The sequence below is a fragment of the bacterium genome (assembly GCA_029210965.1).
GTDB lineage: Bacteria > BMS3Abin14 > BMS3Abin14 > BMS3Abin14 > BMS3Abin14 > JALHUC01.
The window spans coordinates 72832-96651 of record JARGFZ010000001.1; the positions used below are offsets into that span (position 1 = coordinate 72832).

20 protein-coding genes are annotated in these 23820 nt (G+C 54.6%); 2 read left to right on the forward strand and 18 right to left on the reverse strand.

Annotation, left to right across the window (positions count from 1 at the left end):
• Window positions 1–24: 24 nt before the first annotated feature.
• The 15 genes from P1S59_00305 to P1S59_00375 form a co-directional block, all read right to left on the reverse strand.
• Window positions 25–3588, reverse strand: coding sequence for a cytochrome c3 family protein (locus P1S59_00305; GenBank protein ID MDF1524705.1), 3564 nt, complete (start codon window positions 3586–3588; stop codon window positions 25–27).
• A 300-nt stretch (window positions 3589–3888) separates the two neighbouring features.
• Window positions 3889–4872, reverse strand: coding sequence for a ketoacyl-ACP synthase III (locus P1S59_00310; protein MDF1524706.1), 984 nt, complete (start codon window positions 4870–4872; stop codon window positions 3889–3891).
• Between the two features lie 3 nt (window positions 4873–4875).
• A complete protein-coding gene (locus P1S59_00315; protein ID MDF1524707.1) occupies window positions 4876–5673 on the reverse strand; it encodes a class I SAM-dependent methyltransferase in 798 nt (265 codons plus the stop codon).
• Between the two features lie 6 nt (window positions 5674–5679).
• Window positions 5680–7086, reverse strand: a complete 1407-nt coding sequence (locus tag P1S59_00320) for a hypothetical protein (GenBank protein MDF1524708.1) — start codon at window positions 7084–7086, stop codon at window positions 5680–5682.
• Window positions 7087–7211: 125 nt separating this feature from the next.
• A complete protein-coding gene (locus P1S59_00325) occupies window positions 7212–8825 on the reverse strand; it encodes a DUF885 family protein (GenBank protein MDF1524709.1) in 1614 nt (537 codons plus the stop codon).
• 449 nt (window positions 8826–9274) lie between these two features.
• A complete protein-coding gene (lpxC, locus tag P1S59_00330) occupies window positions 9275–10201 on the reverse strand; it encodes a UDP-3-O-acyl-N-acetylglucosamine deacetylase (protein ID MDF1524710.1) in 927 nt (308 codons plus the stop codon).
• Window positions 10202–10504: 303 nt separating this feature from the next.
• Entirely contained in the window at window positions 10505–11095 is a 591-nt protein-coding gene (locus P1S59_00335) for an electron transport complex subunit E (GenBank protein MDF1524711.1), read from the reverse strand.
• Window positions 11092–11715 (reverse strand): RnfABCDGE type electron transport complex subunit G, encoded by a 624-nt coding sequence (locus tag P1S59_00340; GenBank protein MDF1524712.1) that lies wholly within the window; start codon window positions 11713–11715, stop codon window positions 11092–11094. The genes P1S59_00335 and P1S59_00340 overlap by 4 nt, the downstream gene beginning before the upstream one ends.
• The gene (locus P1S59_00345; protein ID MDF1524713.1) at window positions 11712–12707 is read right to left on the reverse strand and encodes an RnfABCDGE type electron transport complex subunit D; all 996 of its coding nucleotides are present in this window, start codon (window positions 12705–12707) and stop codon (window positions 11712–11714) included. The genes P1S59_00340 and P1S59_00345 overlap by 4 nt, the downstream gene beginning before the upstream one ends.
• A 2-nt stretch (window positions 12708–12709) precedes the next feature.
• A complete protein-coding gene (rsxC, locus tag P1S59_00350) occupies window positions 12710–14020 on the reverse strand; it encodes an electron transport complex subunit RsxC (protein ID MDF1524714.1) in 1311 nt (436 codons plus the stop codon).
• Between the two features lie 400 nt (window positions 14021–14420).
• On the reverse strand, window positions 14421–14912 hold the full coding sequence (nrdR, locus tag P1S59_00355; GenBank protein MDF1524715.1) for a transcriptional regulator NrdR: 492 nt from the start codon (window positions 14910–14912) through the stop codon (window positions 14421–14423).
• Window positions 14909–15364: a cytidine/deoxycytidylate deaminase family protein gene (locus P1S59_00360; GenBank protein MDF1524716.1), complete on the reverse strand. Its 456-nt coding sequence runs from the start codon at window positions 15362–15364 to the stop codon at window positions 14909–14911. The genes nrdR and P1S59_00360 overlap by 4 nt, the downstream gene beginning before the upstream one ends.
• A 215-nt stretch (window positions 15365–15579) precedes the next feature.
• Complete coding sequence (locus tag P1S59_00365; protein MDF1524717.1) at window positions 15580–16827, reverse strand: serine hydroxymethyltransferase; 1248 nt, start codon at window positions 16825–16827, stop codon at window positions 15580–15582.
• Window positions 16828–16926: 99 nt separating this feature from the next.
• Entirely contained in the window at window positions 16927–17379 is a 453-nt protein-coding gene (gene rpiB, locus P1S59_00370; protein ID MDF1524718.1) for a ribose 5-phosphate isomerase B, read from the reverse strand.
• Window positions 17369–17836 carry a cytochrome c3 family protein gene (locus tag P1S59_00375; protein MDF1524719.1) on the reverse strand — a complete coding sequence of 156 codons (468 nt, stop codon included), beginning with the start codon at window positions 17834–17836 and terminating at the stop codon, window positions 17369–17371. Before P1S59_00375 ends, rpiB begins: the two co-directional genes overlap by 11 nt.
• Window positions 17837–18033: 197 nt before the next feature.
• Here P1S59_00375 and P1S59_00380 point away from each other — a divergent pair, with 197 nt between their 5' ends.
• Together P1S59_00380 and P1S59_00385 are read left to right on the forward strand one after the other, a co-directional pair.
• The gene (locus P1S59_00380) at window positions 18034–19701 is read left to right on the forward strand and encodes an NFACT family protein (protein MDF1524720.1); all 1668 of its coding nucleotides are present in this window, start codon (window positions 18034–18036) and stop codon (window positions 19699–19701) included.
• Window positions 19702–20376: 675 nt separating this feature from the next.
• Window positions 20377–21165: an SDR family NAD(P)-dependent oxidoreductase gene (locus P1S59_00385; GenBank protein ID MDF1524721.1), complete on the forward strand. Its 789-nt coding sequence runs from the start codon at window positions 20377–20379 to the stop codon at window positions 21163–21165.
• 71 nt (window positions 21166–21236) lie between these two features.
• Here the strand turns inward: P1S59_00385 and P1S59_00390 are convergent, their stop codons facing one another.
• The 3 genes from P1S59_00390 to P1S59_00400 form a co-directional block, all read right to left on the reverse strand.
• On the reverse strand, window positions 21237–21626 hold the full coding sequence (locus P1S59_00390) for a four helix bundle protein (GenBank protein ID MDF1524722.1): 390 nt from the start codon (window positions 21624–21626) through the stop codon (window positions 21237–21239).
• A 104-nt stretch (window positions 21627–21730) separates the two neighbouring features.
• Window positions 21731–22657 carry a cation diffusion facilitator family transporter gene (locus P1S59_00395; GenBank protein ID MDF1524723.1) on the reverse strand — a complete coding sequence of 309 codons (927 nt, stop codon included), beginning with the start codon at window positions 22655–22657 and terminating at the stop codon, window positions 21731–21733.
• Between the two features lie 126 nt (window positions 22658–22783).
• The gene (locus P1S59_00400; protein ID MDF1524724.1) at window positions 22784–23719 is read right to left on the reverse strand and encodes an ArsA family ATPase; all 936 of its coding nucleotides are present in this window, start codon (window positions 23717–23719) and stop codon (window positions 22784–22786) included.
• Window positions 23720–23820: the final 101 nt, after the last annotated feature.

Below are 23820 nucleotides of genomic sequence, written 5' to 3' on the forward strand. Positions count from 1 at the left end.
ACATTTTTGTAACTGATGTCTCATCTATTGATTTCCTGGAAACTCGGCCCACGGTGTGACCCTGTTCCATCCTTCACCGAAGGCGTTGTCGTAGTTGCTCAGGCGATGACAGTTCTGAGCGGATGTGGAGTTGCCCCAGGTCACCCCCGAGTTCTCCGGGCTTATATTTTCCCCTGCCCGGTTCGTTTCGGTACCGGTGAAGGGGAGTGAATCGATACCAGCCCTCGGGTCGTCCCAGGTGTTGTGGTTGGTATCCAGGCAGTTGGTTATCATCAGGCGCTTGAGCCGGGAGGCGTGGGGGCTGTGACACTTGGAGCACGTAAACCGGTGATAGGGGTAGTCCACTACACCTGCACCAGCCGTCGTCCCCCACGAGAAGTGCCTGAAGACGTATGGAAAATTCATGGCCGTGTCCACATATAGTTGGGTTTTAAATGCGTGGCCCTGTGCGCCTCTAAACCCCAGAGCCCTGTCGTTGGTCCCCAGCAGGAAGTTCTGATAAGCCATGGCCGGCGCCCCTCCTGGTACCCCCACGGCAGTGGAGAGTTTATACCCCGTTGTACCCAGCCTCAGCCCGTCATCGAAGACATTGGCTGCCCCGGTTCCGTCTCCGCCTGTCACGGCCGCCGCATGTCCATTGCTTCCTACCCAATCCGACGCTGCGTTACCAAAGGTATTAAGTGTATTGATCTCGTCGGCTGACCACAGGCCATCTCCGTCACCGTGGCACGGTTCACAAAGTCCCGCCACCTTATCTGCCGAATTGAAGGAGGGGTTACTTGTAGGTGAACCGCTGTTCTGGTCAATGAAATAGCCTCCCGGTTGGGTATTGGCAGTAGATCCGCGAGGGACTGCACCGAAGGTGCCGCTGACATCGGGGTATATATGCTGATCTCCTCCCGCATCAAAACGTGGAGCTCCATCCTCCGGATAAGGGTTACCCATCCAGGTACCTCTCAGATAGGGCGACACGGCCGGAGACCCTGCCTTTGTGTTATGGACATCGTGACAGTAGGAGCACCTGATGGAACCCACGGCGTCCACACCGGGACCTGAGGCCGCAAAATCGGCGGCGTGAGTGGACTGGATGGGCCCGCCCTTGTAAAGGTATTCGGCGCTTGTCCAGGTGGCGGCCGTCCAGTCGGTCACATCCACGCTGCCGGAATCGTAATCGGGGAAAGTTCCGTTGGTGTCCATGGTCGGCAGCCCCCACTCAGACACACCTACTGTATCGTGGCACCCCCAGCACATCTGGGCCTCTGTGGCCGCACCGAACCTTACCGTCGCAGTCCCGCCCAACTGGATGGCGTTTCCGTGACTCGAGAAGCCCCCGCCCGTATCGAAAACAGGGATCAGCTGCCCGGAAGCAAGAACCGTTGATATCTCCACATCGTTGACACCAGTTACGCCGTCCGCATGACCACCATGACAATCCACACATACACCCGCAACGTAGCCTGATCCTGTCGGCCCGTCGGCATCCACATGAGAGGAACTGGCCAGGACAACAGGGGCCCCAGCCAGACCGCTATCATGGCATCCGTTGCAGTCGCTGGGAGCAAAAGCTCCGCGATGCCAGTGACATACGGTGCACCTGGTTCCCCCCGCAGGAGTGTTCATGTGACCATTCTTGGACGTATCGCTCACTACGTGCCACATGAGAGCGGGATCATTGTGGCAGACCTGACACACCCCGGTGTACGCATCCACCGGCGCATAGTCGGTCCCCTTTCCAGTGAGAGGAGTAAATATGACCGCGCTGCCTGTTGGGGTGATCAACTGTCCGGTGGTGATTGATGATGCCGCAGAGGGGTATTGCCAGATCAGCTTGGCGTTGTCGGTGAAAGATCCGTTACCGTGGGGGTTATGGCAATCCCAGCACCACCCGCCTCCGTCCGCACCAGTGTGCCTGAGACCCCAGTGAGCAGTATCCATATTGACGGAAGAGTTGGCCGTGGAGAGGGGACTAGCAGAGCTGTCCACTGATATCCCTGCCCCCGCGGAGCTATGACACACCAGACACACCTGGCTACCGGGGCTGCCTGGCCCATAAGTTCTCAATCTGTAAGGGTTGTTTGCAACATCCAGAGGGTTTGAGGGGTGCTGGTCTGCTGTCGTCAGATGGCAATAGACGCATTCCCTGCCCTGCTGCAGCCCCCAGGCAGGGTTCCCGTGACCGTCACTGTCAAAATCTGTGGCGTTGATACCCAGAGGAAGATCCTCGGCCGGTGTTTCCCTCTCGGATACTTTGGGGGCACTGTGGCATGCCAGGCAGCCTTCCCCAGGAAGCTGTACATTGTTATGGCCATGACAATCGGTGCACGGCTGGGTGCTGTCGCTGCGATGGGACCATATTGTATTCGGCGGAGGAAAGGACGGTGACCCGTCCGGATGTAAAGCCGTCCTCACCTTTATCCCATAAATTGTTAGAACGGGATCTCCCGCTGTAACGATGAGAGGATTAATGCCTACGCTGAAGGAAAGAGTTGATTCGTCCCAGTCGGAGGACCCGTGGCACCAAAGGCACATTTCACGGCCGGTGCCGTCATCTTCCCCCACTGCCTGCCCGGCCCTGCTCACGGCACTGGTCTTGAAAACCTTCCCGGTAAAGTAACTGTCGTTGTTGGTAGCGACCTTGTCCTCACCGGCATAAACTTCCCGGGCAAAGAATGCCTCATCATCGGAGGCAGAGTTGATCTCCCCCATGTGCGGATCATGGCACAACTGGCAAGGTATCTTATCCCCGATACTGATCTCGTAGAGAAACCGTCCCGTGGGTGTCCGAACCTGGTAATTGTCAATTTCTGTTCCACTGTCCATGGAGGTCATGACGTAGTGTCCCCCCGGTACATAAATATCCGGGGATCCTGTCACCTTGAAAAAATCAGTGGCGTCGAGAGGGCCGTCCGGTTCCCGGCCATCGGGAACCTCATAATAACCTACCACTCCGCCAGGTGCGCTCTGTCGGTCCCCGCCAAAGGCGATGTCCTGCGGATTGTTGTCGAAATCAAATACGGTATCGGGAAAGCTGTCGATGTGGTTGCCCGAGTGACAATCGAAGCAAAGGGCGGTAGTGCCGATGAGATAATCTGGTCTGACAGAGGCCGACTGGCCAAGATCCCTTTTCTGAAAGAGATCGTTAAACTCTTCCGTCAGGTCCCTGGTCCAGAGACTGGTCACGGGGATGACCACACCCTCAAAACCCAGAGTCCCTGGATCGGGCAGGTGCAGATCGTGACAGGCACTGCAGGCACCTCTCGGGGCAACGGTTTCCCCTGAAAAATCGTGAAGTGAGCCATTAAACCGTCCAACATCCCTGGCGTTTAAAGCCCACGAGGGAGGGGTCCCATCGTGACAATCCAAGCACAGGTCGCCCGGGGACACTGCGTCCGGCGTTAGATCCCTGCACCAAAGGGTCAGCTCGCAGGAACCGTGAGAGGTGTGACATTGACCGCATAGTCCACTGCCACCTGATGCGATGTAAGCCGGGCTGGCTGAAAGATCGTGAACCGTTCCGCCAAGGGGTGCTGCCCCGGAGTTTGAAACGCAGCTGAGCACAGCAACACCGATGACGGCAACGCGTGCCATAAGGCCATTCCTGCACCTGCTGTAAAATTGAGCCCTTATCCTCACGCTACCACCCAAAACCTGAAAAGATCACGCCCAACATCTGTTAATTTGTCAGATAGCAGTGCTGTTCGTATCGCCAACCCCAGACTTTGAAAATGTCTGTATTATCAACATGTTGCAAAGCCAATGCCACCACAGGCACATAGTTGTAATCCTATAACCGCTTGAAAACAAAGAAAAAGGCCGCCACGGGATCAACCCCTTTGGCGGCCTTAATTACCAAAAAGCCTATAATTGACAATCAGGTTCCGAAATTCGTCACCAACGCAGTATAGTCCCTCCCCACGTCAGTCCCGCTCCGAACCCGGCAAGGGCCACGATATCCCCCTTTTTTATCCTTCCATCACGGTTCGCCTCGTCGAGAGCTATGGGTATGGTGCCTGCCGAAGTGTTGCCGTATTTCTCAAGGTTAACAATGAACTTCTCCCTGGGTATGTCCAGCGCCTTGGCTGCCGCGTCGATGATCCGGAGATTTGCCTGGTGAGGTATGATCCAGTCCACGTCAGCCAGGGTAAGCCCGTCTGTCTTGTTAAGGGCCCCCCGCACGGCATCGGGGAGTGCCCTGACGCCGAACTTGAACACTTCCTTTCCTTCCATTGTGATAGCGAAATCCTTACTGACCTTGTCCCCGAGGGGTGAAAGGTCAGATACTCCAGGCGTCACCGCAAGCCACGGCGGGGGAGCTGAACCGTCGGACTTCATGTAGGACGACAGGATCCCGTGGTCGCCGCCTTCATGTCTCAGAATGGCCGCCCCACCCCCATCCGCGAAGAGAACACATGTGTTTCGGTCGGTCCAGTCCAGAACACGGGACAGGGTCTCGGCCCCTATAACGAGAGCTGTCCTGACACCCTGATCAGGCATCATCCCGTTGGCAACGGCAAGTCCGTAGACAAAACCTGAGCAGGCCGCCTCAAGGTCGAAACAGAACGCGTTTTTTGCACCGATCTTCCCCTGGACCAGGCAGGCGGTGGAAGGAAGAAGTCTGTCGGGGCTCAAGGTTGCCACGATGATCAGATCGATCTCCTCCGGCTGAACGTCGGCCATTTTCATGGCCTCGATCGCTGCCCTCACACTGAAATCGGAGGTTGCCTCATTATCTGCCGCTATGCGCCTTTCCCTAATACCGGTCCTGGAGACGATCCATTCGTCCGTGGTGTCAACGATCTTGGCCAGGTCATCGTTAGTAACAATACGGGAAGGAACACCCATTCCTGTCCCTATTATGCGGTTTCCCTTCATCCTTTATCTCCTTTTTTCCCCAGGCTTTCTTGCTGTTATCAATACTCTTTTATTCATGAAACCGTAATCCCCGTTTTTCTCATGAGGACTGAAGTTACGATGGACATTGACATCAACGAAACCGGATTTATAAACAAGAGCTTCCAGTTCATTGGGGCGATATATTCTAATAGCGTAGGACTGGTCCCGTACCAGGCCATTTTGCCTGGAGAAAACCATCTCCCGGGCCTTTATCCTGCAGCCGTTCAGTTCCCTGTGCCTGCATACGACAAGATCCTCATCCACCTGGTGCCAGGCGTTGGGATTGAGTTCATCCAGTACCTTGTCCCCATCAGTGACATCCACAAGGATAGCCGCATCCGGTTTGAGAAGACGGTAGGACTCAGTCAGGATCCTCCCGTCGTCATCTTCATCCGGCAGGTATCCAAGAGAGTTGCCGAGAATGAGGATGTGATCGAAACTGGCGGAGGACAAGCCGGTATCCCTTGCATCCCTCTGAATGAACCGGACCCCACAACAGTTCTTCTCACCGGCCGTTCTTCTACCCAGTTCTACCAGATGGTGAGAATAGTCCACAACCGTGCAATCTGCGTAACCCCGCTCCCAGAGCTCCAGACTGTGCCGTCCCTGTCCTCCGCACATGTCCAGGATCCGGTGCCCGGGTTCCGGAGAAAGGAGACTGCAGATAAGGTCCACCTCACGCATGGAGATCTCCTGGTCGCAAACCGACCGGGCGTCGGTCTTTAGGTAGATCTCATCAAACAGTGTCTTCCACCAGTCTGGATCCACAACGATGCCCATGGATCGTTAACCTTCCACCGGGTGGGCACCAAAGGAGAAGAGACCGTCGGATGCAAAGACTGCCGGACCGCCCTTCCACGGCTGCATGCCGGCTATTTCAAGCTCCTCCGCTTCGATACAAATATAGTCACCCAGAGCACCTGCAAGCCACATCTTTTCGAGGGTCTGACTATCGGTCCACATGCACTTGCAGTACCTGGCCAGCGCCGCCAGATGCCCTTCGCTAATAATGCGCGGTCTGATAGCCATCCTTATCGGCCCCAGAAGGTAGGTGAACTTTTCATCCAGAGCCATTCTCTCTTGCTGCCCAACGACATCCCGAAGGTCTCCGTATCCAATACTCATGATCGCGTCATTGATCTTCTCTACAGCCTGCCTCACCGTCATGTTGGATCTCAAAACCGCAAGGGGCTGGACTCCGCCGCCGCTTCCGACGTTGGTGGGCACACCCCCGAAGCGAACAAGGAACCCGAACAGCCCATCCGGACCCATGAGGCACCTGAAATCTGTCTGGTAGCGCTCCAGGACAACGCTTCTGGACTCAGGATCCACGGCAGGGTTATCCTCGGCCCAGAGGTTGAGAGGGATCTTCTCCTGCAGGATGTAGCTGCCCTTTGACAGAGCAAGATCAATGGCCTCGGCGGCATCCGGGTTCACACCTCCTACGCGCACTCCCATGCCCGAATATCCTCTTTCGGGTTTCAAAACCAGGTTGTCCCAGTTGACGTAGGCCCACTGAATGAGATCATCTATCTTCTCACCTGCAGGGCCTGTAGCCGCCCCTTCACGAAACCGTCTCGTCCACGGTGTCCTGCGAACCGTTTCCTCACTGAAATGCTTTCCCAGAGGCCCGGTGAAGACCTCGAACATGCTTTTTACGTTTATGGGCTCTGTCCCCCTGGGGTTGACGACTCTACCCTCCCTCACCGCCTGGAGAACCGGTGTGAGATCCTGCTTTCGGTGAAGGTTGAGAAGGACGTCTGAATTAAAGTCCATGAAAATAGTTGAAACAGGCTGGCCCCTGTAGGAAACCCTGCCGTTGTGCAGTCCCAGTTCATGGGGAGCCATGAGCGCCCCGGTTATGCCCTCCACAGCGGAAAGGTGCCCTGCCAGGTTGATGTTTTCGGTAACATCCACCAGGGTCTCCTCCTCGGCTACCACGGCAATGAGCCCGGGAGCACTACCTTCCCTGGACCTGTGAACAGCAACGAGCATATCCACAAAACCGTACACCGGATACAACAGAGGATGGAGAAAATCCAGGTCAACACCCGGATCCTTGATCTGGAGGATCTTGTCCCATACAACCTTGCCAATATTCTGGGTGATCCTCTGATAATCCCATCCCCCGGGACTGCCAAGGTTCCACTCGGAGTGATATCCGAGAAAATCGTTTTTTATGTCAAATTCCAAAGTTTAAATTCCTTAAGAGCCGTGATTCGTAACTTGTGATTAGTGATTAGCAGCCTTAAACGTCACACCCAAGACCTGCACTAGGACTTGGATCAGTTTTTTCTGCCCGACACTCCGATACCCCGTCACCCCGTTACAGGTTTTTCCCCCGCTCCCCCACTCTCCCTCTCTCCCTCTCGGGAGCTTTTAAGGGCACATTCCAGATCCTCGAACAGAACCTCCCCCTGAGTGAGGACGGTGTTCACAAATCCCCCCACACTCTCCTGCCCATAGGAGTCAAATAAGCGCTGGAACCGTCGACGACCGATAGTGTAACACATCTGATATGCGGGCCGTAGGGCATATTTCCTGACGGTGCCCAAAGCCCTGTTTCGAGAGAATCCGGCAGTCATAAGCTCCCCTGCAGCTTCCTCCAGACCCATTTCGCCTGAGTGGAGCATGAGATCTACCTTTCCTCTTACGGCATGTCTGAACCGTCGCCTCAGGAGGATCAGACGATCATAAGAGCGATCAAAAGCCCCTGTGTGTAGCATCAGGTCCTCACCGAAACAGGCCCACCCCTCGTAAAACAGAGGGTACTCGAGGGAGCGCAGGGCAGGTTGGGGGTTGTTCCACCTGGAAAGGTCAAGAAGGTGGTGCCCGGGATAGGTCTCATGGGCAACCGTCATTCGGAAGACGGGGTGGAGCGATCCAGATGAGCTGCCCAGACTCCCGTCCCCAAAAATATAGAAGATGCCCCCCCTGAAAGGATGTCCCGGTATGGCGTTGTAAGAGTCAGCGGCGCGAATTGAATCGAGGGATGATGGGAGGAACTCTATGGAGAGGGAATCTGGTTCCGTGGAGCTCTCACTTGGAAACCCGTGGCAAAGGCAATGATCCCTGAGCCTCTCCATCTCCAGACGAAGCAGCCCCTTTTTCCCATCTGCTGGTACCTGTTCCCCGGTGATATCCGAAAAAGCTGATTCCCAATCCCTGCCATACCCAAGATTTCCGGCCTCCGCAGTCAGCAGCTGCTTTGTAACAGCGGCTTCATCCTCAAGTTCGCATAGGACCTCACTCATGGTAAGCGCACTGCCTGTATGATTGTGAACAACATGCTCAAACAGGTCCGGTGGGAGAGCAAACTCCCTGGTAACAGGTGTCATCGACAGCCGATCGGTAAAACTATCAAGAGCCTTCAGAGCCAGGCCTGACTGTGATGCGCGCCCAATGGACTGTATCCACCCGGTGAGACTTGCGGCCATTCCCATGCCAAGATCACGGTATAATTCCGGAACCTCCTGCAACGATTCCAGGGCCCCTTCAAGGAACTCGGGGAGTGCGCGGATCCTTTCAAACCAGGCCCTATCCCCACCGCTCTGCAGCGCCTGCACCAGTCCCACCGTAGCTACGGTGAGGGCAAAGGTTGGCTGGGTAGCATGGGTTTTCACCAGGGTGAACTGTTCCTCAAGAGTCCGGGTAACCCATACCAGCACGGAAACGAGGGCCCTCTCACCATGTACCCCCGCATTTTCGGATGTCGCAAAGTCACCCAGGCGCCTGCGGAACCATCCCAGACTGGTTACCACATCTTCCACCGACTCCGGGGAAAGGTCGTCCCATCGGGACCAGTCCGTCTCCTCTTGGACAGCCTGAGGGAAGAACACGAACTCGTCGCTCCAGCAGCAGACGGGGAAACGCCGGGCCAGGAATGCGTAAAGTTCAAAGGCAAGATCCTGCAACGATGAAGCTTTTTCCATTGCTCAATTTAAGGGGAAAATGAACGAGAGTTCAAGGGGAAAGGCGCCGAACACGGTGAAACGAGGACGCGGAGACACGGGGAAACAATCGATTTGGCGACTCTTCGACTAGTTCAGGGAAGGCAGAGCGACTCTGCGGAGACACAGAAAAAACCGTATGGGTGTAACTGAGAGAAAAATCTTGATTCGTGAACCGTGAACCGTGATCCGTAAAACCTGGAACCTGAGGAGCGAAAGCTCCGAGCGTTTAACAGGGATAAAAGGGATACAGGGGATTAAGAGGGCTAGTATGGGGGTATGGGGGTGTCGGAGTATCGGGGAAAATTACCGTGACTCGTGATTTGCGATTGGCAGAAGCTCGAATCACTAATCGCGGCTTTCCCTTTGGACTTTATACTTTGGACTATTTTTTTCGCCAGAAAGGGCGGGGAAAAGGGGTTACTACCCCCTTATAATGCGTAAGTTGAAGGCTGTGCCTCAGCTGCGTCCATTTCGAGGTACTGGCCGGAACCGTCCTCTTTCTCCTGCACAAGCACCAGGTCCCAGTGGTCGGGGTGGGCAAGAACTTCCTGCATGAGAAGCCTGTTGATCCTGTGACCAGCTTTGTAGCCGGAGTAGGCACCAATGATCGGGATACCCAGAAGGGACAGGTCACCAATGGTATCAAGAACCTTGTGCCTCACAAACTCATCCGGAGAACGAAGTCCACCGGGGTTGAGGACTTTGTCTTCTCCTACGACAACAGCGTTTTCCAGAGACCCACCAAGGGCTAAACCCTGATCCACCATCATCTGAACATCTTCGAGAAACCCGAATGTTCTGGCAAAGGCAATATCACTTCTGAACGATGCGGCGGTGTAATCAAATTCCAGTTTCTGATTTCCCACAACCGGATGCATGAAATCAATGGTAAATGAGACCTGGAAGGTTTCAGATGGTACCAAAGAAGCGCTGGCACCGTTTTCCGATGTCTCGATCTTCTTAAGGATCCTGAGCATTTTCTTTGGTACTTCCTGATCCACAAGGCCTGCATTCTCAATACCCCTGACAAAGGGAGCCGCACTGCCGTCCATAATGGGGATCTCGTCTCCGGATACCTCTATGGTGGCGTTATCGATCCCGCAACCGGCCATGGCCGAGAGAAGGTGCTCCACAGTTTTGATTGTGGCCCCATTAAACCCAAGGCTCGTAGCAAGCAGAGTGTCCCTGATGTTATGAACGCTGGCTTCCACTTCAGGGTGCCCTGGAATATCGGTTCTTCTAAAACGGTAACCGGTATCCGGATCGCCAGGGAGAATGCGAACGGAGGTTTCTTTCCCGGTGTGCAACGCCACACCGGCAAATTCAATGGTACCGCCAACGGTTTTCTGTCTCACAAAGTTTTCCATATCGCGGGATGTAACGCAATTGTCGTACCAACATATAAAATTTCCGGGAATTTTTTTATGCTAATAGAATCAGGAACTTATGAGCTATTGAAAAACCAGGCTTTAAAAAAACTGTTAAAACACCAAAATTAATGTAGCGGATACGCCACATGGTGTGTCGTATCCGCTACAGTGAACTACCACGGGCTTACGCCCGCAGAATTACGAAGGTGCATTAAAAGGCTGTATTTTTGGTGGGGATTCCAATGCTTAATCAGCTCTGCACTCTACACCCTACACTTTACACTGCTTTCACGAGCGCTCCAGACTATTAAACGCCCCCAGCATGATCCCCATAGCCAGGAAAGCCCCAGGTGGCAGGATCAATACGAGGATATCGTTATAGCCACTTCCCAGAATCGGGTACCCGAAAAAGGTACCACTCCCAAGGATCTCACGCACGGTTCCCAGGAGAAATAGTGCGAGAGTAAACCCGAGACCCATACCAATGCCATCCACCATCGAACGCAAGACAGGGTTTCGCGAAGCAAACGCCTCAGAACGGCCCAGGATGAGACAGTTGACAACGATAAGTGGAATGAAGAGTCCCAGGGTCTTGTGAAGCTGGTGAGCCCAGGCGTTCATGGACAGGTCCACGATGGTAACGAAGGAAGCGATGACGATGATAAAGGCCGGGATTCTCACCTTGCTCGGGATTATGGAGCGAAGGGATGAAACCACGGTGTTGGAGCACACCAGCACGAAGGTGCTTGCAAGCCCCATGGCAATACCGTTGATGGCGGTGCTGGTCACAGCCAGAAGGGGACAGAGGCCCAACACCATCTTGAATACGGGGTTGTCCTTCCAGATGCCTTTTGTAAACTCCTGAATATATCCGCTCATGACGTTTCTCCAGAGGTTGTAACAGGTTTTTCTCCAGCGGCCGCATCCAGGACAGCATCCCGGTTTTTCCCGAACCAGATCAACCCTTTCTCTACAGCGCCGGAAACGGCTCTGGGTGAGATGGTGGCACCGGTTAGCTGGTCGATGTCTCCGCCGTCCTTCTTGACCTTGAAGTTTGTGTCGGCCAGGGATCGTCCCTGGAATATACCCTTCCATGATTCATTCACAATGAGGGAACCCAGGCCGGGTGTTTCAGCATGGCTCAGGATCTCAATACCCCCAAGTTTACCGTCGGGGAAAACCCCCATCATGATATAGATGTTTCCGCTGTAGCCATCCGGCGCAACGACCTGGAATGCAGCTCCAGCCACCTCATCCCCACCCTCATTCGGGGCCCTGAAAACTCGCACGGATGACCCGTCCTCGCGTTCCATATCCAGGAAAAAGCTGTCCGGATCGGTGGCGAGTCCCGGCAGAACCGCTTCCAGGGACCTGATAACTTCCAGTTTCTTCTGGTAAGCGATGGGTTCTTTCGTAACTTCGTAAACGCCGGCAAGGCCCAGCCCCGCTATCGCGCAAATACCGCCAAGTACGACGACCAATCTCCAGGTTAATGTCATGCTCGGGCCTCCTTCCGTGTCGGGTAACCGAAGACACGAGGCCTGGTATACCTGTCAATGATGGGGGTGGCGGCGTTCATGAGGAGGATCGCAAAAGACACCCCCTCCGGGTAACCGCCGAAAAGTCTGATAAATACCGTGAGAACACCGCACCCGACCCCAAAGATGACCATTCCCTTTCCTGTGACAGGGCTGGTCACGTAATCGGTGGCCATAAAAAATGCTCCAAGCATGAGACCACCGGTCACAAGGTGGAAGGTGGGGGGCGCATAAAGCTCTGGATTGATAAGCCAGTAGATTCCAGTCATCCCGAAAACAGTGGCGAGAAAACTCACCGGGATGTGCCATGTAATGATCTTTCTGACCAGGAGGTAGATACCTCCCAGGGCCAGGGCCAGCGCTCCAATCTCGCCAAGGCTGCCCCCCATGTTTCCGATGAGAGGGTCAACAAGACTCATGTTCGCTGCGGCCCCGACGTTTCCCTCCATCATCAGCGAAGTTTTCATCGCTCCCAGAGGGGTCGCTCCGGTTATGGTATCAAGGGAGAAAGACAAGGGCTTCGGAACAGGCCAACTCGTCATGGCAACAGGGAAGCTTATGAGGAGGAATACCCGTGCAACAAGAGCAGGGTTGAAGGGGTTATAGCCCAGGCCTCCGTATACCTGTTTCCCGATCCCGATAGCCACGACCGCACCCATAACGACCATCCACCAGGGAATATTCGACGGCAGGTTCATGGCAAGAAGGAGCCCCGTGAGAACCGCACTGCCGTCCTTGAGAGGGGACATATCCATGCCCCTGATCTTCAGGACCATGGCTTCAAAAAGGAGGCAGGCGATTATGGATATGGTCATGACTTTTAGCGCATTCAGGCCGAAAAAACAGGCTCCCACCAGCGCTCCCGGTAGAAGAGCTATGATAACGCCGTACATGGCTGTTTCTATGGTCACTGAAGACCTGACGTGGGGTGAGGGTGCGAGTACCGTACTCATGATCATTTCCCCGCAAGGGCAAGCAGTTCCGCTTTGCCCTGTCTGATGAACTGCACCATGTTACGGTCTGCCGGGCAAACGAAAGCACAGGAACCGCACTCGATACAATCAGTGATGTTAAATTCACGAAGCTGGTTGAAAAGCCGAAATTCCACCATGCTCCCCAGGGTGTGGGGCAGGAGCGATGCGGGGCAGACACTGATACAGGAACCGCACCTGATACACGCCCTCTGCCTTAAGGTCCGAAGCTCACCCGGCCCGAAAGCGAGAAGTCCACTGGTGCCCTTTGTAACCGGACTTTCAAGCCCGGCCAGGGCCTGCCCCATCATGGGGCCGCCGTTAATGAGGCGCGCGGCGGGGCCTTTCAGCCCTCCGGTCTGCTCGACGACATGGGAAAGAGAGGTCCCGATGGAAACCATATAGTTGCCAGGACCGTTGGGAAGCGGACCACCGAGGGTCATGACCCTCTCGACCATGGGACGACCTTCTTTGATCGCCTGGTTCATGGTGGCAAGGGTCCCCACGTTCTGAACGACGACCCCTACATCCATAGGGAGACCACCGGTGGGTACCTCCCGTCCCGTGAGCGCCTGGATAAGCTGTTTTTCAGCGCCCTGGGGATACATGACCGGCAATACCTCCACGGTTACCCCCTCGGGAAGATCTGCCTTGCGCATAACCTCGGCAGCATCGGGTTTATTGGCCTCAATGGCCACCACTGCCTTTTTCGCCCCCACAATTTTCATTGCGAGGAACAGGCCTCCCAGAATCTCGTCAGGAGATTCCAGCATCAGCCTGTGGTCGGCGGTAAGGTAGGGCTCACACTCCACCCCGTTGGCCACGATCATGTCAATAGGTTTGTCTTCCGGCGGGCTCAGCTTGACGTGGGTAGGGAACGCCGCCCCTCCCATGCCGACGATACCAGAGTCACGGATCGTCTCCTTCCAGTTTTCGGGACTGCGAGCCAGTCCCGGGTCAGCCTTGTCAGTCCGATCCAGCGCCTCATCAAGACCGTCCGGCTCAATGATGATCGCCGTGACCAAACGGCCGCTGGGATGGGGAGCCGGTTCGATGGCCTTGACCGTTCCGGATGTGGGAGCGTGCAATGCCATGGAAACAAACCCGCCGGGACTTGCTATGGGCTGATATTTGAGCACACGGTCGCCCACGGAAACTTCCGGGCGAGACGGGGCGCCGATATGCTGTGAGAGACTAAGAATCAAACGTTCAGCAGGTTGAAGCCCGCTTATGGCCTGCTTGCTGGTATGCTTGCTGTCGTCCGGATGGACTCCTCCCCTAAAACGATTAGCCACAGTTGGATCCCTCTCTAGTTTTTGACGGACTCACAATAAGTCCATCAAGCAGGATGTGCGCAAAGCGTGCATCCTGGGTGGGGGTGAACCAGGCGAATTCACTTCGCCTGGCGGGGGAGGGGTAGCCATCCCCCGCCTCGTAAAATTCCTCGGTGAGGTATTTTACGAGGTTGTCAATAATTGTTGGCCACGCCTGGGGCGTGGTACGGAGTCACTTCGCTCCCTCGACAAACTCGGGATGGTGAGCCTGCCGAATCCACTGGCGCGGAGGAGCCACGCTTTCAGCGTGACCACCAATTTCAATAAACCTCAAAGAGACTTTTTGCATGGTTATCAAGTCACAAGAACAGGGCTCAGAGCAAACAGAAGTGGTATAAAGATGTTCCCCCCTCCAAAAGGTTCACCGCCGGGTCTTTTCCTCCTTCATGCGTCGGCTTTCCTCTTCCTCCAGCATGTCCTTCAGTTCATCCATAAATTCGTTGATATCCTTAAATGATCTATAGACCGATGCAAAACGTACGTACGCTACCTCATCCAGGTCATGTAATTCAAGCATTACTGTTTCACCGATAGTGCTGCTATTGATCTCCTTGTCCCCTTTTTCCTGAACAGACTTCTCGATCCGCTCTACGATCTCCTCCATCACGGCGACAGGTACGGGTCGTTTCTGGCAGGCCGTCTGTATCCCTGACAGAACCTTGTTCCTGTCAAAGGGCTCTCTCCTGTCGTCCTTCTTGATGACCATGGGGAGGATGTCCTCAACCCGCTCGTAGGTCGTAAACCTGCGGCCGCACCCCAGACACTCTCTCCGCCTCCTGATCACGTCGCTCTCACCGGAAAGACGGGAATCCACTACCTTGTTGTCAAAATCGGTGCAAAACGGGCATTTCATTTTTGCTCACCCCCGTAGTAATCCAGTTTAAGTCCTGCTTCAGACAGCATCTCCACCGAAAGTGCATCGGGGTAACCCTGTCCTGAAACGATCCGCTCAACACCGACGTTAATGAGCATTTTTGCACAAATAACACAGGGATGGTCTGTCGTGTAAACTGTGGAACCCGACAGAACGGTCCCATGCTTGGCCGCCTGGATGATACCGTTCTGTTCGGCGTGAAGGCCGCGGCAGATCTCGTGCCTTTCCCCCGACGGGATACCCAGTTTTTCACGCAGGCACCCGATCTCGGAACAGTGGCGTACACCAGCCGGTACCCCGTTATAGCCGGTAGCCAGGATGTTTTTGTCCTTAACAAAAAGGGCTCCCACCTGTCGGCGCAGACAGGTGGAACGGGTGGCGACCAGCCTGGTGATCTCCATGAAATATTCGTCCCATGCGGGGCGTGTCAGGGGCTGACTCACAAGTATCCCAACCCCACAGCGTGTCGGTTAATCTCGATAACACCAACGGGGCGGCCAAAGTTTGTCGGAATACATCTATTGACTAATTTCAACTTAATAATAGTTGTCAAAACCTTATCCCAGCAGAACAACTCCTTAAAGATCTAAAAAGGAGCTTATTCGATTCAAAAGCTGGAAGCCTGATGAATTTCCTGAGCAGGCTTCTAGAGCCGGTGGCTGTAGAACGGGAACATTTCGCAAAGTTCTCTGATCTCACCCTTGACCTGGGCCAGGAAAGCTTTGTCATCCCTTTTCTCAAGAATTTTACTGATCCACTGTCCTATCAGGGCCATCTCAGCTTCCTTCATCCCCCTGGTGGTGATGGCGGGTGTGCCCAGGCGAAGACCGCTGGTGATAAAGGGGCTTCTCGTCTCAAAGGGTACAGTGTTCTTGTTGGCGGTGATACCAGCCTCGTCCAAAGCCTCTTCGGCGTCTTTCCCGGTATACTCCGCCTCCCTGAGGTCCAGAAGCATGAGGTGGTTATCGGTCCCTCCTGAGACCAGTTTGAAACCCTGCCTTGTCAGTTCATCAGCCAGAGCGGCAGCGTTCCGCACGATCTGTCTCTGGTATTGTTTGAACTCAGGAGTCAGAGCCTCCTTGAAAGCGACTGCCTTGGCGGCAATGACGTGCTCCAGGGGGCCGCCCTGGGATCCCGGGAAAACACGGCTGCCCAGCTTTTTGGCCCACTCCTCGGTGCTCATGATCATCCCGCCCCTCGGCCCGCGCAGGGTCTTGTGGGTGGTGGTGGTCACAATGTGAGCATGGGGAACCGGGCTCGGATGCTCACCGGCAGCAATTAGGCCAGCGATATGGGCCATGTCCACAAAGAAAACAGCCCCCACCTCGTCACAGATCTCCCGGAACTTCTCGAAATCTATGGTTCTCGGGTAAGCGGACGCACCAGCTATGACCATCTTGGGTTTATGCTTCCTGGCGAGATCCCGCACCTCATCGTAGTCTATCCTCTGGTCGTCCTCACGGACACCATAGGCCACAACATTATAAAGAAAACCTGAGAAGTTCACCGGACTGCCGTGGGTAAGGTGACCACCGTGAGAAAGGTTCATCCCCAGGATGGTGTCCCCCGGCTCGAGAACGGCGAAGTACACGGCCATATTGGCCTGGGCGCCAGCGTGGGGCTGAACGTTGACATAATCGGCACCGAAAAGCTCTATTGCACGATCTATGGCAAGCTGCTCGGTGACGTCCACGTGCTCACAACCACCGTAATACCGTTTCCCGGGATAGCCCTCTGCATACTTGTTGGTCATGACGCTGCCCTGGGCCTCAAGGACCGCCTCGCTCACCATATTCTCTGAGGCGATGAGCTCCAACTGGTACTCTTCCCTCTCGGTCTCACCGCGAATGGCCGCGTAAACTTCAGGATCGAAATCTTTCAGGATGCTTGGCAATGCTTTCCTCCGCAATAGTCATCGATTATCGGTTAACGGTTATCAGTGCCTTATTCTGCGTACTGCGTACTGCGTGCTGCGTCCTGCGTTCTGGAAAGTTTATTCGTCGAATTTATTGATCCTTTTTAAGTGCCTGTCTCCCTCAAAGGGAGTATCCAGCCAGGTATCCACGATATCCTTTGCCAGATCGGTGCCCAGGATCCTTCCACCCAGAACCAGGACGTTGGAATCGTTATGGCTTCTGGCAGCCCGTGCTGTGAAATGATCGTGGCAAAGGGCACCCCGGATACCCTTGTACCGGTTGGCCATCATGGACATACCCAAGCCTGTACCGCAGATCAGGATCCCTCTATTTGAACTCCCGGCAAGTACCGATTCGCAAACCTTCCTGGCAAAATCGGGATAATCAACGGACTGGGTCGAATCGGTGCCCAGATCAAGTGCTGTTACGCCCTTGACTGAGAGGTGTTCCTTGATGATCTCCTTGAGTCCGAAACCGGCATGGTCAGAGGCAAGAGCGATCCTGCAGTCACAACCTTCGCTACAGCTCATTCTTGTCGACCATGGCCTCATGGCAATAGGCGCAGAAAGCTCCCATCTTGCGCCCATCGTTGGTGCCGACTCTCAGATATTTGTAGTTGGGGTTGGAGGGGTGCGGGTCGTGGCAACTGCCACAGGTCAGTTCGCCGTTATTACCCAGGACCTCCTGAGGAACGAAAGCTTTTTTGGGCTTCACACCCACAGGATGGCTCTTCGTGAGATGGATGGGCATAATCCCCTCATCCTCATTGTGGCAACCGAGGCACAGGGCATCGGTCCCGCTCACAGTCTGGCCAGTGGCGGTGTATTTTTCGCTTTGGTTGGGAGCTACCCCGAAGGAGAAATTTCCCTGGGTATCGTGAAGGCTGTGGCACTCTGTACAATCGTTGTCGTGTGGACCGGCAGCGTAAATAACGGTCGGTGACGCAAGAATCGCCAGGGCGGCAATAAAGAAGAAAGCCCTTCTCATCGTGTCCTCCTTGTAAACGGCTCCGGAATCGGATTTTTTACCTGCCACGCCAAGATCGGCGTCACTGGCAGAACATTACGAGCAGTCACCCCCAAGGGCAACTGAACTAGTGAAACTATACTTTCAGGCCCTTTTTTGTCAAGCAACCTTCAATTTTTTTTAGCCTATAACAGGCTAAAACTGTTAAAAAATTGAAGATGGACTATCTATCTCTGAAAGCGGCTGTTAGGGAGGCGGAAAAAAGGTTTGCGGGGCAAAAAATATTCGACGCCTGGCAAGCCGGCCCCGGTGAAGTTATCCTTGTGACCCGCAGCGGTTCGGGATTACTGTTTTCTATCAACCCCGACCGACCCGGCCTGTTCCTTGCCGATCCCGGTGAACGGCCCGATAGAGTTTTTTCCCCCTTCAACGACCTTTTGCGCGTCCGGATCAAAGGGACCAGCGTCGGATCAATATATTTGCAAAAGGCTGGTGAACGGATCGTCACCCTCACCTTTGCCGCCGCCTGGCCCGCCAGGGAGGGCACCCCCCTCAAAATGGTGTTGGAGATCATGGGGCGGCGAAGCAACCTTTTGATTCTGGCAGAGGAACGGATCCTGGTACCTTTAAAAGCGGTGCCGAAGGATAAAAGCCCTGCACGTCCTGTAATGGCAGGGGAACCTTATCGACCTCCTCCCCCCCGGGAAGGCACCCCCGTGGAAGAAGTGACTACGGAGGCGCTGCCCATGATCAACTCTCGGGAAGTTGGCAAAACACTCCTGGAAAATATCCAGGGGTTATCCCCCTACACCGCGAACCAGGCCGTCCAGCTTGCCCTTCAGAAACGCCCGAAAGAAGACAGGTCGGATAACAGGGAAGGGATTACTATCACCATCAGGGAAATGGTTGCATCGTGTACCGGCGAAAAAGGGTTTCTGCTTGGTAGCAACGGGAAATTTTATCTCTCACCCTTCCAACCGGTTCCCCTGGGACCATCCGACACGGTGGAGGAATTCAGCCCCTTTTCCTTAGCTGCGGCCGCATGGATGAGCTCCGACCCTTCATACACCAGAGAAGGTCACAGCGAACCCGGGTATCTTAAAAGGGGGCTGGAAGACCGGCTGGAACGGATAAGGTCTGCCCTCCAACGTGTGGATACCGAGGAGGAGCGCTGCCGGACCCACGACGAGATCAGGATCATGGCAGAAGCGCTGCTTATTAATGCCGTGGGGATCGACCACGGGATCGAATCGGTTCTCCTGCCGGACCCCTACAACCCGGGTCTGGAACTTACTATTCCCATGGACCGGACCAAAACCCCCCACGAGAACGCCAACGACCTGTTTTCCAAGGCCCGCCGCCTGAAAAGAGGCCTTGAAGAAACCAGATCCAGACGAGGAAAGCTTGATGAGGAGCTAAAAGAGATCCGGCAGGCCATGGAAGCATTGGACGACAAAAACGACCCCGGGCCTGCCCGGGAACTGCTTTCGGTGGGAACATCCGTCACTGTGAAAAAAGGGAAGGTGTCCCACACCTCCTACAGCGGACCCGGGCACAGACATATGTTAGACGGGTTCACCATACTGGTAGGGAAAAGCTCCACCGACAACGAAAAGGTGACCTTCAAGGCAGCCGGCCCCAACGATCTGTGGCTTCACGCCAGGGATTTTCCGGGATCCCACGTGGTCATTCTCACAGAAAAAAGACAGGTGCCTGACAAGGTTCTTTACACGGCCGCGGCCCTTGCAGCAAAAGGAAGCGGGGCAAGGAACGACACGGCGCCTGAGATCATGGTCACCGAAAGGAAGTGGGTGCGCAAGCTCAAGGGGGCCAAGCCGGGAATGGTGACGGTGGAAAGGTTCAGGACAATAAGGCCCAGAATGTAGAATGCAGAACGTAGAATAGGATCAAGGGCTGATTCAACAGGGATGAAGGGGATAAGGGGGATGAATATACGAAAAGAAACCGCTGTTTCCCAAAATCCATGGGTAAATAACGTTTATGATGATTGGATTATTAAATCCAGTTTTTCAGGATTTAGCAACTCTTATAGCCTTACCTTTGTGTAACCCTGTGGAGCAGCCTTCCGATGGCTGCGCTGTGGTAAATCAGCTCTTGCCAATTTTTATAGAAGGAATGACTTACCCCGGTTTTACTGATTTTCCCCGTGTAAAACTGCGATGGCTTCCTGTTATTATATTTGCGGCCCACTGCATTGAGGCTTGGGTCGTGTGCATATAAACCTGGATTGCTTCGGCATAGTCCACAGGCTCGCAATGACAACCACGGGAGCGCTCCAAAGTTGATGACTTCGCAAAAAGCCATCAATGCGCCCCGAGGGGGGCGCCCAAATCAATGACTGGCGAAATAAGTCATTGATTTGTAAGGAAAGCGAAAATGACACTTTTCGCTTTCCGTGGAGCAAAAAGCCGATAACGGACTTTTTGCGACCCTGTCAAAGTTACGCTTTAATGAATCCCCCAAAAACCTGTTTACACTATTTATCCTCTGTGTTCTCTGTGTACTGTGAGTAAACAATACTGATGTACAAGGAGTTGAAAATGATTTTAAAAGATAAGATCGCACTCATCACTGGCGCAGGCAGGGGGCTGGGAAGAGCCACCGCGGTGGCCCTGGCAAGAGAGGGCGCCTGGGTGGCTCTCCTGAGCCGCACGAAATCAGAGCTTGCGGAAACAGCTGAGCTTGTGGAGAAAGAGGGCGGCAAAACCCTTATCCTCCCAGTGGACATCTCCGACGAAAAAGCGGTCCGGGAGGCGGTAGAAAAAACTGTTTCTGACCTGGGAACCATTCACATCCTGATCAACTGCGCCGCCGTTGTCGGCCCCGCGGCCCCTCTCCACGAGGTGGACCCGGACGACTGGGACCGAACTTTATCGATCAACCTCAACGGTGTCCGGCAGATCTGCCAGGAGGCCATCCCCCACATGATCAACACTGGTGGCGGCAGGATAATCAACGTCACCTCGGGCCTCGCCCAGATCCCAATGCCCCTCTTCGGAGCCTACTCGGTAAGCAAAGCGGGAGTGAACCACATGACCCGCATCATGGCCGAGGAGCTGAGCATATTTAACATCCAGGTCAACTGCCTTGACCCGGGGGTGATGGACACCAGTATGCAGAGGGAGATTAGAGACCTGGGACCGGAGGTTCTTGGTAAGGCCCTCCATGACCAGTTCGTTTCCTTCAAGGAGGGCGGGCACCTGAAGCCCCCTGAGGAGGTGGCCTCCCTGGCGGTCTTCCTGGCTTCGGACCACTCGGTAGGCATTACCGGGGAGATCGGGGGAGCGGCGGAGTATCGTGATTTTGGGTACGGACTAGCGGAGGAATAATCACCGCACGATTCACACGGGTGATCATTCAGAAGAGGTGAAGAGGAGAAGAGGGGAAAAGGGGAAAATGCCTAAATCTTCACGGGAATGATCCATTTGTCGGCTGTCAGGATCATTTTGACTATCTGCCTGATAACCGTCTCGAATCTATCCAAAAGTTTATCTTTTTCATCCATTTCGATATAACCACACTGGAAAGCGTAATCCAACCATACCAGTGTTTCACAGGCCTCGCTCTCAACATCGTTAAGTTTAGCGATAAAGGCGGCTTTGTACCTTCTTTTGCGCCAAGCCTCAGCCAGATTAGCACACACCGACCTCGAAGAACGACGTATCTGGTCGGTCATTAAATACCTCTCTTCACGAGGAAAATTCTTGGATAAGTGGAAGATCACCATGGAGGCTTCCATGGCAGTATTGAATACGTTTAAATCTCTGTAGGATCGGATTTTTTCGGGCATATGCAGGTCCTTTCGTTAAATGGATTTTGTACGGATTGACCTGCAATATATATACCTACCTCCCCATCCCCTTTCTCCTCTTCCCCTCTTCTCCTCTTCCGCCTTTACTCCTCTTCCGGCCCTTCTTCCGGCTCTACATGCACCAGCACATCGAACACCCTCTCGTCCCTTTCCATAATGGCGTTCTTCACATCTTTGGCCACATCGTGGCTCTCGCGCACCGGCATTTCCGGATCCAGGCCCAGGTGGAGCTCCACCGCGATACGATGCCCTACATACCTCATTTTGAGGTCCCGGACGCTCCTGGTTCGAGGAACCATCAGGATCATCTGTTCCATCCGGCTCATATAGTCCCTGGCCGGGGCTGTGTCCACAAGCCTTGCCGACGCCTCCCAGCCGATCCCCAAACCCACTTTGATTACCACTACCGCCACCAGCGTCCCCATAAGGGCGTCGGCCACCGCGAAGGAGGGCCGGATCATGGCCAGCCCCGCACCTGCCATCACCCCCATGGAAGTCAGCGAGTCGCTCCGGTGGTGCCACGCGTTGGCCATCAGTGAAGAGTGCCCCGTTTTCCGTGCGGCCTTCATGGTGACCCGAAAGAGGTATTCCTTAAGCAGGACACTTAGTAAGGCTACCGGGAGGACTACAATTGACGGGGACCTCGCCTCACCCGACAGAATGACCCGGACCGAATCCAGCATGATCCCGAGACCCGCGGCGATGAGGATCATGCCGAGGATCAACTCGGCCATGAGTTCCACCTTGGCATGACCGTAGTGGTGGCTGTCATCGCTCGGACGGCTGCCCACGATGAGACCCCAGGCGACAACGACATCGGAGACAAGATCGGACAGGGAATGGGCCGCGTCCGCCACAAGGGCGCGGCTGCCGCCGGCAACCCCCACCGAGAACTTGAGAACCACCAGCAGGAGGTTTACGGAGGCACCGAGGGCAGTGACCCGCAGGCCCTCTTTGGGATCAGGAGCGGGGAAAGGTATGTGGTTTGTGTGAGATAATATAAGATTCAAGTTTGAAGTTTGGGGTTGGAATCTATCCAAGGTCTAAAATCCAAGATCCGAGAGAACAGTTGCTAATAACTGTCAGTGGGCAAAGGAAAGTCCATGAATTTTCCCTGCGTTCCGTGTTCTATCATTTCACTGAACCAACCCCAGCTCCTCGGAAAGGCTGTCCCCTATGGTTTTTAGCGGATCGAGCCCGCGGATCTCTTCAAGAGTGAGGTTGACGCGGCCGACAGCAAGCCCGTCTCCCAGGAGAAGAAGCCTCTTTATATACGGCTCCTGATTCTCCTGCGCTCTCTGCAGGAACTCTGAACCGTCGCTCACAGCGATCCGGTTGATGATAAGCCCGTGGACCGAGAAACCCGCGCCCGTGAGTTTCGTCAAAGTTCTCTCAGCCTGCCTGACCACGAGGGACTCCGGATTAGCCACTAAATAAAACATGGTATTCTCCTGGAGAAACCGGGCGATACTCTCGGATCTAACTACCCACTCCTCCATGATCCCTGCCAGGGACCGCCGTCTTGAGATAACGCCAGCGAGCCGATCCATGGCCTCGTAAAGCCTGGCACCAGCTTTGAGATGCTTTTTCATGAGCTTCGGCATGTGCAGGAGGTTCAGCGTCTCGCCGGTGGGTGCCGTATCCCATATGATCCTCTCATACTTCCCGTCAGCCGCCATCTCCACGATCATGTCCAGCAGGGTCTCTTCTCTGAGGGAGGGCGCTGTCCCGATGTAATCCAGAAGGTCCAGGTCACCGTTTTGCTCCATGCTTTCCGTATCCAGGAATTGAGAAAGTATGGCAGTAAAGTCAGGTCCGAACTTCTCCTTCCAGGTCCGGGCGATGCTTTCCTGGCTGAACTCCACCGCATCCAGGTTTGGAGCTACAGAGGTGAGCCTGTCCCCTATATCCATCTCGTAGATATCACCCAGGGAGGGAGCCATGTCAGAAGTGATATGGAGAGTACGGACACCCTGCGATGCAAAGCTCACAGCCACAGCCGCAGAGCAGGTCGTCTTTCCCACACCGCCCTTTCCGCCGAACAGTAAAAGTTTTGAATCAGTGTTTCCCATGTTTTCTCTGTCCCTTGTTCCGGCTCTTGAATAGGGAAATGAATATCACAAAGCAACGATACTCTTCAATTCCATAATCTCTCACTACATGAACCAGGGCT